This is a genomic window from Variovorax ureilyticus, from assembly GCF_050632185.1.
Lineage (GTDB): Bacteria > Pseudomonadota > Gammaproteobacteria > Burkholderiales > Burkholderiaceae_C > Variovorax > Variovorax ureilyticus_A.
Genome location: NZ_CP192579.1, coordinates 3,487,747 through 3,500,839 on the forward strand (window position 1 = coordinate 3,487,747; position 13,093 = coordinate 3,500,839).

The following is a 13,093-nucleotide window of genomic DNA, read 5'->3' on the forward strand; positions in this document are numbered from 1 at the left end:
CCTGGAAGCGCGCCGGACTCACTCGGTTCGGGCCGGCACCAGGATCTCCCGCTGGCCGCTGCCGCTCATCGCGCTCACGAGGCCGGCGTTTTCCATTTCCTCGACCAGCCGCGCGGCGCGGTTGTAGCCGATCTTCAGGTGGCGCTGCACCAGCGAGATGCTGGCCTTGCGGTTCTTGAGCACGACCTCGACCGCCTGGTCGTACATCGGGTCCTTCTCGCCGCCTTCGCCGCCCTCGCCCAGCAGTTCGCCGTCGCCATCGACCGTGCCACCTTCGAGCACGCCCTCGATGTAGTCCGGCTCTCCTTGCGACTTGAGGTAGGCGACGACGCGATGCACCTCGTCGTCGCTCACGAACGCGCCGTGGACGCGCACCGGCAGCCCGGTCCCGCTCGGCATGTAGAGCATATCGCCCATGCCGAGCAGCGCCTCGGCGCCCATCTGGTCGAGGATGGTGCGCGAATCGATCTTGCTCGACACCTGGAACGCGATGCGGGTCGGGATGTTGGCCTTGATGAGGCCGGTGATCACGTCCACGCTCGGGCGCTGCGTCGCGAGGATCAGGTGGATGCCGGCCGCGCGCGCCTTCTGCGCCAGACGGGCGATCAGTTCCTCGATCTTCTTGCCGACGACCATCATCAGGTCGGCCAGTTCGTCGATGACGACCACGATGTGCGGCTCGCGCGCGAGCGGCTCCGGGCTGTCGGGCGTGAGGCTGAACGGGTTGTAGATGAACTCTTCGCGCGCCTTCGCCTCGTCGATCTTGGCGTTGTAGCCGGCCAGGTTGCGCACGCCGAGCTTGCTCATGAGCTTGTAGCGGCGCTCCATCTCGGCCACGCACCAGTTGAGGCCGTGCGCTGCCTGCCGCATGTCGGTGACGACGGGCGCGAGCAGGTGCGGGATGCCTTCGTAGACCGACATTTCGAGCATCTTCGGGTCGATCATCAGCAGGCGCACGTCGCGCGCCTCGGCCTTGTAGAGCAGGCTCAGGATCATCGCGTTGATCCCCACCGACTTGCCGGAGCCGGTGGTGCCGGCAACCAGCACGTGCGGCATCTTCGCCAGATCGGCGACGACCGGGTTGCCCACGATGTCCTTGCCGAGCCCCATCGTCAGCAGCGACTTGCCCTCGTTGTAGACCTGCGAGCCGAGGATCTCGCTCAGGCGGATCGATTGGCGCTTGGCGTTCGGCAACTCGAGCGCCATGTAGTTCTTGCCGGGGATCGTCTCGACCACGCGGATCGACACCAGCGACAGCGAGCGCGCGAGGTCCTTCGCCGAGGTTCACGATCTGCGCGCCCTTCACGCCGGTGGCCGGCTCGATCTCGTAGCGGGTGATCACCGGTCCCGGCGAAGCGAGCACGACGCGGACCTCGACACCGAAGTCCTTCAGCTTCTTCTCGATCAGCCGCGAGGTCATCTCGAGCGTATCGGGCGAGACGGTTTCCTGGCGCGACTGCGCCGCGTCGAGCAGGTCGACCTGCGGGAGCTTGCTGTCGGGCAGTTCGCGGAACAGCGGCTTCTGGCGCTCCTTGGCGACGCGGTCGCTCTTGGGCACTTCCACCATCGCGGGCTCGATCTGCACCGGCGGCGACGGCGCGCGCCGTTTGGGACGCGGCACCGCCCGCAATTCGTCATCGGGCGCGTCGGGCTCCGTGAGCGTATCGAAGGAAGTCGACTCTTCGCGTTCGCGAACGGCTTGCTTGCCCATCGCGATGTCCTGGGCGATCTCGCGCCGCTCGCGCCGCATCTCGAACAGCGAATACACGCGGGCACCGATGCGCTCCGCAATCTGGCCCCAGGAAAACCGGAACACGAGCGCCGAACCGATCACCCCACCGGCGATCGCGATCAGCGCCGAGCCCGTGAACCCCATCCACTTCACGCTCGCAGGCCCGACGAAATAGCCGAGCACGCCGCCACCGTGCCCCGGCAGTCGGAATTCGAGGCGATACAGGCGCGACCATTCGAGGACGGCGCTGGCGCACAGGAGCAGGATCAGGCCGAACCAGAATGCAAGGCGGCTGCGATTGAACCGGCCGCGCGGCGGCTCTTCGGTATGCGCCTGCCCGCCGCGCATCCAGTTGGCCAGCGAAGACAGCCAGACACGCAGGCCCGCAGCAAGACACCACCAGACGGAATAGCCCGCAAGGAAGTAGCTCGCATCCGCGAGCCACGCCCCGATGCGGCCGCCCCAGTTCTTCACCTCGCCGCCGGTACCCGACGTCGACCAGGCGGCGTCCGAAGGCGTGAAGCTCAGCATCGAGAGGAGCCAGAACAACAGTGCGACGAAGCCCGCGATCAACGTGATCTCGTGCGCGAAGCGCAACGCACGAACCCGGACCGGTTGTCCCTCGGCCGACGACGATTGAAGGGTGTTGAGCGAATAAGTCATGAAAGGCAAAGCGACCCGTCCGGGGCAACGGACCGGTGGCTTGAGGAAACTACAACGAAACCCATCGCGGCCAGGTTGTCACGGCCGACGAAGCACAGGGGCCGGCGCGTCGCGGCGCGACCGGTAAAGAGATCAGGCCAGCGATGAAAGCCGTTCCTTGATGATCATCGAGCCATCGGACTGCGTCTGCACGAATCCGCGCTCTTCGAGGTCCTTCATGACGCGGCTGACCATTTCACGCGATGCGCCCACCATCTTCGCCAAGTCTTGCCGCGAGATCTTGTCGCGCACCTTCAAGTTGCCGGCGCCGTCGTCGACGGCGAACTCCAGCAGCGAGCGCGCGACGCGGCCATACACGTCCATGAGCGCCAGGGATTCGATCTTCCGATCGGCGTGGCGCAGGCGCGCTACCAGGCCCCGCATGATGTTGTACGACATCGACGAGCTCTCGGGCAGGCAGCGCGCGAAGGCTTCGCGGCCGAGCATCAGCACGTCGGTCTGGACTTCGGTGCGGACGGTGGCCGAGTGCGGCTCATCGTCGATCATGCTCATCTCGCCGATGTAGTCGCCCGGATGGAGGGTCGCCAGGATGACCTCGCGGCCGCGGCTGTCCGTGCTCATGACACGGGCGCGCCCCGTCAGGATGATGTAGAGGGCGTCCGACTTCTTGCCCTGCTCGACCACGACCTCGGCGCGCTTGAAGCGCTTCTTGACGATCGCATCGGCAATGCTCGCAGAACTGCGTGGGCGTCAGCGCTGAGAAGAGCGGCACGCGACGGAGCAATTCAAGATTGGACAGCATCGACATTCATCAATCCCCGGATTCCACGCGATTCGAACCCCATGGATTAATACAATCGCGCGCATTGAAAACAGCCCCCGCACGGTCTTGAACCGAACGGTGATACTCCATACCTATCACCCCTGAAAATGTACACGCTGACGCAGCGTCAATCCTAGGTTTTCTACACATGTCATCGCCACGCCACGCCAAGGTCCTCATTCTCGGCTCCGGCCCCGCCGGTTATACCGCTGCAGTCTACGCGGCCCGAGCCAATCTCCAGCCCCTTCTCATTACCGGAATTGCCCAGGGTGGCCAGCTCATGACGACCACCGAAGTCGACAACTGGCCGGCCGATGTTCATGGCGTGCAAGGCCCCGATCTGATGCAACGCTTTCTGGAGCACGCCGAGCGCTTCAAGACCGAGATCGTCTTCGATCACATCAACAAGGTTGACCTGAGCAAGCGCCCCTTCACGCTGACCGGCGACAGCGGCACCTACACCTGCGACGCGCTCATCATCGCAACAGGTGCCTCGGCCAAGTACCTCGGCATTGAATCCGAACAGCACTTCATGGGACGCGGAGTGTCGGCATGCGCGACGTGCGACGGCTTCTTCTATCGCGACCAGGAAGTCTGCGTGATCGGCGGGGGCAACACCGCGGTCGAGGAAGCGCTCTACCTGGCGAACATCGCCAGGAAGGTGACCTTGGTGCATCGCCGCGACAAGTTCCGCGCAGAGCCGATCCTCGTCGACAAGCTCAACGAAAAGGTCGCCGAAGGCAAGATCGAACTCAAGCTGCACAGCACGCTCGATCAAGTGCTGGGCGATGACTCCGGCGTCACCGGCATCCGGATCAAGAACATCCAGACGAACGAAACGGAACAACTCGACCTGAAGGGCTGCTTCATCGCGATCGGCCACCACCCGAACACCGACATCTTCCAGGGACAGCTCGAGATGAAGGACGGCTACATCGTGACGCGAACGGGCCTGCAGGGCTTCGCCACGATGACCAGCATCCCGGGCGTGTTTGCCGCCGGGGACGTGCAGGACCATGTCTATCGCCAGGCCATCACGAGTGCAGGCACGGGCTGCATGGCTGCTCTGGACTCGCAGCGATTCCTCGAACAGGAATAGCCCTCTTCGCCGACCCGGGCCACGTCGCTTCCGGCTTGGGCTGGGTAGCGCTATAATTGCCGGCTTTGCTGAATTTGCCGGCCCTGGCCGGCTCTTAACGGCAACTCCGGGATACCGCCACCCGACACTGGCGAGGTCAAGCTGCAAACCACCTCGCAACCCTCGTTGCATCAGGTGCCAGCTGTTCAAGAAAGAGTGTCCTCATGGCACGTGTATGTGAAGTTACGGGCAAGGGCCCGATGGTCGGAAACAACGTTTCCCACGCCAACAACAAAACCAAGCGCCGGTTCCTGCCGAACCTGCAATACCGTCGTTTCTGGGTCGAATCCGAAAACCGTTGGGTTCGCCTGCGCGTTTCGAGCGCTGCCCTGCGCCTGATCGACAAGAACGGCATCGACGCCGTGCTCGCAGACCTGCGTGCGCGCGGCCAAGCCTAAGGAGCTGAATCATGGCAACGAGCAAAGGCGGACGCGAGAAGATCAAGCTGGAATCCACCGCGGGTACCGGCCACTTCTACACGACGAGCAAGAACAAGAAGACGATGCCTGAAAAGATGTCGATCATGAAGTTCGACCCCAAGGCACGCAAGCACGTCGAATACAAGGAAATCAAGCTGAAGTAATTCAGCGCTTCCAACAAAGAACCCGCTGCGATCCAGCGGGTTTTTTGTTGCCCGAGAGAGGTTACGGACTCCCTAAGAGAAAAGCCCGTCAGAAGACGGGCTTTCGTTCGTGGAACACCACGGAACCGGCTCCGCCGGTCCGTTGGTGTTGCCCCCGGTAGGGGTGGAGAGCGACACGAAGTGCGCGAGCCTGGGGGCGAGCAGCAGTCAGGCCCGCGCGGAGCGCAGGCGCGTCGAGAACTCACGCAAGCCGGCAATCCCGCTCGCCTCTGCGCGATGGCACCAGGCCGCAAGATCCACCGCGAGCTGCTCGCGCGACTGCGAGGTGTTGAGCCACAACTGGCGCAGCTCTTCGCGCATCGTCACCATCTTGTCGAGCACCGGGTGCGCGGCGCGCGCCTGGACCAGTTGGGTCCGTGCAGCGGCAGGCACCTTGTCGGCGTCGCGATGAAGCCACTGCTTGGCCGCCTTGAGGGCCGAGAGATCCGCCCCCTTCTCCTTGAGCAACGCCAGCTCGCCCTTCGTGGTGCGGCGCATCTCGCGCGCGAAATTCGCCATGACTTCGTAGCGATTGGCGATGACGGCTTCGAGCGTCTTCGCGTCGGCCACGGGCCGGACATCGCCGATCTGCATCTTCGGCGGTACCTTCTTGACCTTGGCCCAGCCGATCTTCTGCATCAGGCTGATATAGACCCAACCGATATCGAACTCGTACTTCTTGACCGAGAACTTGGCCGAAGTCGGGTAGGTGTGATGGTTGTTGTGCAGCTCTTCGCCGCCGATGATGATGCCCCAGGGGATCAGGTTGGTGCTGGCATCGGCCGCTTCGAAGTTGCGATAGCCCCAGTAGTGACCGATGCCATTGACCACGCCGGCCGCCCAGAACGGAATCCACAGCATCTGGACCGCCCAGACCGTCAGGCCGAGGGCGCCGAACAGGGCGACATTGAGGATCAGCATCAGGCCCACGCCCTGCCAGCTGTAGCGCGAGTACAGGTTGCGCTCGACCCAGTCGTCCGGCGTTCCGTGGCCGAAGCGGTCCATCGTGTCCTTGTTCTTCGCCTCCTTGCGGTACAGCTCCGCGCCGCGCCAGAGGACTTCGTCGATGCCCTTGACCTGCGGGCTGTGCGGGTCATCTTCGGTTTCGCACTTGGCGTGGTGCTTGCGGTGGATGGCCACCCACTCCTTGGTCACCATGCCGGTGCCGATCCACAGCCAGAAGCGGAAGAAGTGCGACGGGATGGGGCCGAGATCCAGAGCCCGGTGCGCCTGTGCCCGGTGCAGGAAGATCGTGACCGCCGCGATCGTGATGTGCGTGGTGACGAGCGTGTACAGCACGATCTGCCACCAAGTGAGATCCCACAAGCCGTTTCCGAGCCAATCGATGGCCGCGCTCAGGACGGCAGAGTCAGGAAGCAACATTGAATTCGGTACTCCATGGCCACACGAAGGTGCAGCCTTCAGATAACCCGCGATTTTAAAGGCTCACCCCCCGAAAAGGGGGCAAATCCTTGATACGCCGCAAGTTTCGACCGTCTTTGGAGCTTTGCACCTACTTCCGGTTCCACACGGCGGCAAAGAATCCGTCCGTCGCATGCCGATGGGGCCAAAGCCGAAGGAAGCGCTTCCCGACTTCGCCGCCCGAGCACAAGGTTTCCGCGCCCTCGACCTTGAGGCCGTTCAGCAGCTCGGCCGCGTCCATCGGCACGAAATCCGGGTTCGCGGCGCCAAAGGCTTCCGCGATCGCCTCGTTCTCCTCCGGCAGCATGCTGCAGGTCGCATAGACGAGGCGCCCCCCGATTTCACGAGTCGTGACGCGCTTTGGAGGATCGCCGTCTGCTTCGCCGTGAGCTCCCGGACCGATTGCGCGGACTGGCGCCATTTCAGGTCGGGATTGCGCCGCAGGGTGCCAAGCCCCGAACACGGCGCATCGACCAGAACACGGTCGATCTTGCCCGCGAGCCGCTTGATGCGATCGTCGCGCTCATGCGCGATCGCAGCCGGATGCACGTTCGAGAGCTTGCTCCGCGCCAGGCGGGGCTTGAGTGCGTCCAGCCGATGCGCCGATGTGTCGAAAGCGTAGAGCCTGCCGGTGTTCCGCATGGTCGCGCCGATCGCCAGCGTCTTGCCGCCGGCGCCGGCGCAGAAATCCACCACCATTTCGCCGCGCTTCGCTTCGAGCAGCAGCGCAAGCAATTGCGATCCCTCGTCCTGGACCTCCACCGCACCGCGTGCGAAGGCATCGAGCTTCGTGAGTGCCGGCTTGCCTTCGATCCGAAGGCCCCAGGGCGAATACGGGGTCGGCGTCGACTTGATGCCTGCAAGGCCCAGCTCCTTCTGCACGTCGGCCCGCTTGTCCGTGAGCACGTTGACCCGCAGGTCCAGCGGTGCCGGCTGCTGCAGGCTGTCCGTCAGCGGCCAGAACTCGTCGCCCAGCTGGGCCTTGAGAGGCTCTGCCAGCCATTCCGGGAGGTTGTGCTTGTGGCGCTCGAGCAGTTCGTCAGGCTTGACCGAATCGCAGTTGTCCAGCCAGCGCCTCTCCGTTTCGTTCAGGGCGCTCTTGAGGAAATCCCTCTGCCCATGAAAGCCGAGGATCGCCATCCGGCGCTCCTTGGGGCCGGTCCCCGAGCGCGCCAGATGCTCGAACAGCAGCTTCTTGCGCAGCACGGTGTACACCGTCTCGGCGAGCGTGGCGCGCTCGCGCGGGCCCAGTTCGCGGTGTTCGCGAAAGAAGCGGGAGACGACCTGATCGGCCGGATGATCGAATTTCAGGGCGAGGCCGACCAAGTCGGCCGTGGCCTCGAGCAGGGCTTTGGGATGCATGCCCCGATTGTCTCAGCCACCACCGGCCTCAACCTGCCGCGCGTGTCCAGGCCGGCGCGAAAGCGTGCCGCTCGATCTCGGCCAGGGTCGGCGAATGGCCCGCCCACAAGACCAGCGCGGCACCCGGCAGCGACAGGGTTTGCTCGAGCTCCCGGCACAAGCTCCAGCGCTCGTCGTCCGTGAGCCCCGGCAGTTCGAGGAACACGATGTAGGCACGCCGCCACGGATATTCCCGAAGGTTCTTGCGCACCACCCATGCCCGCGACACCGCACTGCAGCGCACGAGGTCCGTACGCAATTCGCCGAGCTCGAATTCGCTCAGGTCGTGGCGCGCGATCTGGGTGAAGAACGGGGTCGCGGTCATCTCCTCCCAGGCGCGCTGTTCGGCGGCTTCCGCTGTCTTTGCCCGTTCACGCCAGAGCTTGAGAGCCCGCTCGTCGTGCCCTCCCGCATCGGGATCCTCCAGGATCGACACCGCCGTCTTGGCCGCCCACCACTGGGTGGCGTTGCTTGATTCGTGCAGGCGCTCAAGCATTGCGAGGCGGGGCGCCCGGTCGCGGGCGGGCAGCACCTGCGCCAATCCTCGCAGGGCGCCGGCGTGGTTCGGCGTGATCTCCAGCGCCCGCTCATACAACGCGCGAACGTCTGCGTCTGCATCGAGGCGACGGGCGCAGTCGGCCCATTCGACCATTTCCTCGGCGTTGTTGCGGCCGGCGCTGCCGGCGAGCGCCGCCACACGCTCGCGCACGCGCACCAGGTAGGCGTGATGCTGCTTCCAGTCGCTTGCATGACCGCTGCACCACTCGGTGTCGAAATGCGCGATCCACTTCGGCGCGTCGGCCAGCAGCCCAAGCGCCGATCTGGACGACCAGGAGGGGATGGCAGATTTCTCATCCAGCGCTTCGAGTCGGTCGCGCAGCACGGGATGGGTGTCGTCGACATCGCTGATGCTGCGCAGCGCGCCGCGCAACGCGGCCCGGGCAAACTCCTCCTCGATCGGCGCGCAGAATTTCGGCGCCATGGACGAAAACGGCCCCACGGGCAGCGGCTCATCGATCGCACGCGCCCAATGGCCCGGCCAGAATCGGTCCGCGTACCAGGCGCTCTTGATCGAAATCTCCTTGAGTGCCGAAGCCACCACGCGCGTCCCTAGGAGCCGGGCGGCGACGCGGTCGGCCTCGTACTCGTCCTGGCGTGCCAGAGCGAAGGTTTTCGCAGCAAAACGCGGGAAGTACCAGCGAAAGAAGGCCTGCGACGCGAAGGCCATCAGGCCCTCGTTGCGCTGGAAGTTGGCATCCAGCTTGAGCCACGAAAGGCGCGTACGGTAGATCCACGCGCTCAACTTTCCGTGGTTGCCGCGCAGGTGGCCGTACTCGTGTGCCAGCACCGACAACAGGCGGCGGCGGTCCAGCGCCATCAGGAGCGGAAGCCCCACACTCAGGTAATTGGTCGCGCCGCCGAAGAGCCCGTAGTGCGGCAGCTGGCGGATGCTCGCGTTGAAATCGCCGTCGAGATACACGCGATGCACAGGCGGCCCGTCGATGCGTTGGCGGATGCGGTCGAGCGTCTCGAAAAGCCCGGGCGCGTCCTCGCGCCGCAGCTCCACGCCCCCGGCTCCTCCAGCCGGACCCACAACGCGCGCAAGGTGGCCCACAGCAAGCCGAGCGCGAAAAGCAACAGCCATCCGCGCGTGAAAGTGAAGCGCCCGGCCTGCCCCAGTCCGCCGATCACCCACGCGATGAGGCCGACGGCCAGCGCGAGGCATGCGAAGACCCAGAGGTATCCCAGGGCGGCGAAGAAGGCGACGCCTCGCCGGTAGCCGAGGCTGTCGTCGGCACTGGCATGCTCGCTCAGTCGCACCAGATGTACAAAATCCGCCCGATTCATCCTGACCTCTCAGCCCTTCGAAGGAGATGACCCGCTTGTCAGACCACGACCTCCCCCATTGATCGAAACCCCACCCGGCCGCTACCGCCACTACAAGGGTGGCGAATACGAGGTGCTCGGCACAGCGCGCCACAGCGAAACGCTGGCGCCAATGACGCTGTACCGCGCCCTCTACGGCGAGCGTGGACTCTGGGTTCGCCCCGCCGCCATGTTCAGCGAAACCGTGGATGTGAAGGGGTCGCGCCAGCGGCGCTTCGTCAAGATCGATTGACGAGAAGCTGCGAAGGCGCCTCCTGGCGCCGCCGGTCGCGAAACTCCTCCATCCGGCTCCCTCGGTGCACGCGAGAGAGGATTGTGTCAGTTTGTTTCTGACTCCTGGAGCCAGTCCGCCACCGCCCTAGGGTAAACCCTGTGTTCCTGAGCCAACACTCGCGCGGCCAGCGCTTGCGGCGTGTCACCCTGCAGGACCGGCACCGCGGCCTGGGCCAGGATCGGTCCATGGTCGAGTTCGACCGTCACTTCATGCACGGTGACGCCAGCGATCCGGCACCCCGCCTCGATCGCGCGCCGGTGGGTGTCCAGGCCCGGAAAGGCGGGCAGCAGTGACGGATGGATGTTGAGCAGCCTTCCGGCGTAGTGCGTGACGAACCCCGGCGTGAGGATGCGCATGAATCCCGCGAGCACCACCAGGGTCGGCGCGTGAACATCGATCTCCCGGGCCAGCGCGGCGTCGAATTCCTCGCGGCTCGCGAAGTCCTTGTGCGAGACCACGGCGGTGGCGATGCCATGCTCGTGGGCGATCGCCAACCCTCCCGCATCCGCCTTGTTGCTGATGACCGCGGCCACCCGTGCATCAAGGCGAGCCGCCCAGCGCTCGCTTTCGGCAGCCTTGACGATCGCTTCCATGTTGGAGCCGCCGCCGGAAATCAGGATCACAATGTTCTTCATGGGACGCGGGATTATCTGTGCTCGCCTCGATGCCCCCGGCTTGTCGCGGCGCGGACACCCTGAACCAGCACGACCGTGCTAAAACCACCGCTTCCGGAGACGCGCCGCCTTTCGCGGCGTTCGATCAACACAGAGAGGCACGCATGGATTTGAGCTTCACACCCGAAGAACAGAAGTTCCGCGAAGAAATTCGCGCATGGGTCAAAGAGAACCTCCCCGCTGACATTTCGCACAAGGTGCACAACGCCCTGGAGCTCACGCGCGACGATCTCCAGCTGTGGGCCAAGATCCTCGGCAAGAAGGGCTGGCTCGGCTACGCCTGGCCCAAGGAATTCGGCGGTCCCGGCTGGACCGCGGTCGAGAAACACCTCTTCGAGGAAGAAGCCGCGCTCGCCGGCGCTCCACGCATCATCCCCTTTGGCCCGGTCATGGTCGCTCCGGTGATCATGGCCTACGGCAACGCGGAGCAGCAGAAGCGCTTCCTCCCCGGCATCGCGAGCGGCGAGGTCTGGTGGAGCCAGGGCTACAGCGAGCCGGGTTCGGGCTCCGACCTCGCATCGGTCAAGACCAAGGCCGAGCGCAAGGGCGACAAATACATTGTCAACGGGCAGAAGACCTGGACCACGCTCGGGCAGTACGGCGAGTGGATCTTCTGCCTGGTCCGCACCAGCAATGAAGGCAAGCCGCAGACCGGCATCAGCTTCCTGCTCGTGGACATGAAGTCGCCCGGCGTCACGGTGCGACCGATCAAGCTGCTCGACGGCAGCTACGAGGTGAACGAGGTGTGGTTCGACAACGTCGAAGTGCCGGCCGAGAACCTCATCGGCGAAGAGAACAAGGGCTGGACCTACGCCAAGCACCTGCTTTCGCACGAGCGCACCAACATCGCCGACGTGAACCGCGCCAAGCGCGAACTGGAGCGGCTCAAGCGCATCGCGAAGAGCGAATGCGTCTGGGAAGACCACCGCTTCCGCGATGAGATCGCCAAGCTCGAGGTCGACATCGTCGCCCTGGAAATGCTGGTGCTGCGCGTCCTCTCGGCCGCGACCTCGGGCAAGAACTCGCTCGACATCGCAGGCCTGCTCAAGATCAAGGGCAGCGAGATCCAGCAGCGCTATTCCGAACTGATGATGCTCGCGGGGGTCCCTACTCGCTGCCGCTCGTTCGCGAAGCGATGGCGGCCGGCTGGCAGGGCAACTTCCCCGGCGGCCATCCGCAGCTCGCGCCGCTTGCGTCGACGTACTTCAACATGCGTAAGACCACCATCTACGGCGGCAGCAACGAAGTGCAGCGAAACATCGTCGCTCAGACGGTTTTCGGCTGAGGCCCGGGCTCCAGCTTACGCAAGGATTTGAATATGGACTTCAATTTTTCTGACGACCAGCAACAGCTTCGCGACGCGGTCGCCAAGTGGGTCGAAAAGGGCTACGCCTTCGAACGCCGCCGCGCCATCGAGGCCGCGGGCGGCTTCTCGCGCGAAGCCTGGGACGAACTGGCCGAGCTCGGCCTGGGCGGCCTCTACATCCCCGAGGACGAAGGCGGCCTGGGGATGGGCCCGGTCGAGGCCATGGTCGTGATGGAAGAGCTGGGCCGCGGCCTCGTGCTGGAGCCGCTCGCGCAATCCTTCATCGCAGGTGCGGTGCTGGCCGGGCACGCCGACGAAGACACCAAGGACAGCTGGCTGCCGCGCATCGCGGGCGGTCAGGCGCTGGTGGTGCTCGCCTATCAGGAGCGCAAGGCGCGCTACCGGCTCGACATCTGCGAGGCCAAGGCTGTGAAGGCCGGCGACGGCTGGACGGTGACCGGCGCCAAGAGCCTGGTGCCGGCCGGCGACGAGGCCGATGCCTTCATCGTGCCGGCACAACTCGACGGCAAGATCGCCCTCTTCCTCATCGAACGCTCGGCCGACGGCGTTGCTGCGCGCGGCTACGGCACACAGGACGGCAGCCGCGCTGCCGAGGTCGTCTTCGAAAAAGCGGCCGCCACGCTCATCGCGCAGGACGGCCTGCCCGCCCTCGAACACGCGGTAGACATCGGCATTGCCTCCACCTGCGCCGAAGCGGTGGGCCTGATGGACAAGACGCTCGCGATCACCGTCGACTACATGAACACGCGCAAGCAGTTCGGCGTGGCGATCGCCACTTTCCAGGCGCTGCGCCATCGCGTGGCCGACATGAAGATGCAGCTGGAACTGGCCCGCTCGATGAGCTACTACGCCACGCTCAAGCTCAACGCCCCTGCAGCAGAACGCCGGCAGGCGCTGGCGCGGGCCAAGTACCAGCTCGGTGTCTCGATGCGCTTCGTCAGCCAGCAGTCCGTGCAACTGCACGGCGGCATTGGCGTGACTGACGAGTACATCGTGAGCCACTACTTCAAGAAGCTCACGCAGCTCGAAATGTCCTTCGGCGACACCCTGCACCATCTGGGCGAAGTGTCGGCACGCATGCAGGACACCGCGGGCGTCTTCGCCTGACCCCAGACGCTGCAGTCACGACA

General features: G+C 64.9%; 7 protein-coding genes and 5 pseudogenes. 6 read left to right on the forward strand and 6 right to left on the reverse strand.

Going from position 1 to position 13,093, the window contains the following annotated elements:
* Positions 1–18 precede the first annotated feature (18 nt).
* Both ACQ858_RS17145 and ACQ858_RS17150 read right to left on the reverse strand, forming a co-directional pair.
* A pseudogene (locus tag ACQ858_RS17145) lies at positions 19–2,395 on the reverse strand (DNA translocase FtsK).
* Positions 2,396–2,527: 132 nt separating this feature from the next.
* Positions 2,528–3,203 (reverse strand): annotated as a pseudogene (locus tag ACQ858_RS17150) (Crp/Fnr family transcriptional regulator).
* 163 nt (positions 3,204–3,366) lie between these two features.
* Between ACQ858_RS17150 and trxB the strand changes: the two are divergent.
* The 3 genes from trxB (at position 3,367) to rpmG (ending at position 4,939) form a co-directional block, all read left to right on the forward strand.
* The gene (gene trxB, locus ACQ858_RS17155; RefSeq protein ID WP_431273844.1) at positions 3,367–4,317 is read left to right on the forward strand and encodes a thioredoxin-disulfide reductase; all 951 of its coding nucleotides are present in this window, start codon (positions 3,367–3,369) and stop codon (positions 4,315–4,317) included.
* Between the two features lie 203 nt (positions 4,318–4,520).
* Positions 4,521–4,754 carry a 50S ribosomal protein L28 gene (rpmB, locus tag ACQ858_RS17160; RefSeq protein ID WP_088955402.1) on the forward strand — a complete coding sequence of 78 codons (234 nt, stop codon included), beginning with the start codon at positions 4,521–4,523 and terminating at the stop codon, positions 4,752–4,754.
* A gap of 11 nt (positions 4,755–4,765) precedes the next feature.
* Positions 4,766–4,939: a 50S ribosomal protein L33 gene (rpmG, locus tag ACQ858_RS17165; protein WP_007830291.1), complete on the forward strand. Its 174-nt coding sequence runs from the start codon at positions 4,766–4,768 to the stop codon at positions 4,937–4,939.
* Between the two features lie 207 nt (positions 4,940–5,146).
* Here the strand turns inward: rpmG and ACQ858_RS17170 are convergent, their stop codons facing one another.
* From ACQ858_RS17170 to ACQ858_RS17180, 3 genes and pseudogenes are all read right to left on the reverse strand, one after another.
* Complete coding sequence (locus tag ACQ858_RS17170; protein ID WP_431273845.1) at positions 5,147–6,361, reverse strand: DesA family fatty acid desaturase; 1,215 nt, start codon at positions 6,359–6,361, stop codon at positions 5,147–5,149.
* Between the two features lie 130 nt (positions 6,362–6,491).
* Positions 6,492–7,762 (reverse strand): annotated as a pseudogene (locus ACQ858_RS17175) (RsmB/NOP family class I SAM-dependent RNA methyltransferase).
* Positions 7,763–7,790: 28 nt separating this feature from the next.
* A pseudogene (locus ACQ858_RS17180) lies at positions 7,791–9,649 on the reverse strand (M48 family metalloprotease).
* Positions 9,650–9,707: 58 nt separating this feature from the next.
* Here ACQ858_RS17180 and ACQ858_RS17185 point away from each other — a divergent pair.
* Positions 9,708–9,920: a DUF1653 domain-containing protein gene (locus ACQ858_RS17185; protein ID WP_431273846.1), complete on the forward strand. Its 213-nt coding sequence runs from the start codon at positions 9,708–9,710 to the stop codon at positions 9,918–9,920.
* Between the two features lie 86 nt (positions 9,921–10,006).
* Here the strand turns inward: ACQ858_RS17185 and purN are convergent, their stop codons facing one another.
* A complete protein-coding gene (purN, locus tag ACQ858_RS17190) occupies positions 10,007–10,597 on the reverse strand; it encodes a phosphoribosylglycinamide formyltransferase (RefSeq protein WP_431273847.1) in 591 nt (196 codons plus the stop codon).
* Positions 10,598–10,740: 143 nt separating this feature from the next.
* Between purN and ACQ858_RS17195 the strand changes: the two are divergent.
* Both ACQ858_RS17195 and ACQ858_RS17200 read left to right on the forward strand, forming a co-directional pair.
* A pseudogene (locus ACQ858_RS17195) lies at positions 10,741–11,921 on the forward strand (acyl-CoA dehydrogenase family protein).
* Positions 11,922–11,954: 33 nt separating this feature from the next.
* Complete coding sequence (locus ACQ858_RS17200) at positions 11,955–13,070, forward strand: acyl-CoA dehydrogenase family protein (RefSeq protein ID WP_431273848.1); 1,116 nt, start codon at positions 11,955–11,957, stop codon at positions 13,068–13,070.
* The last annotated feature ends 23 nt before the right edge of the window (positions 13,071–13,093 follow it).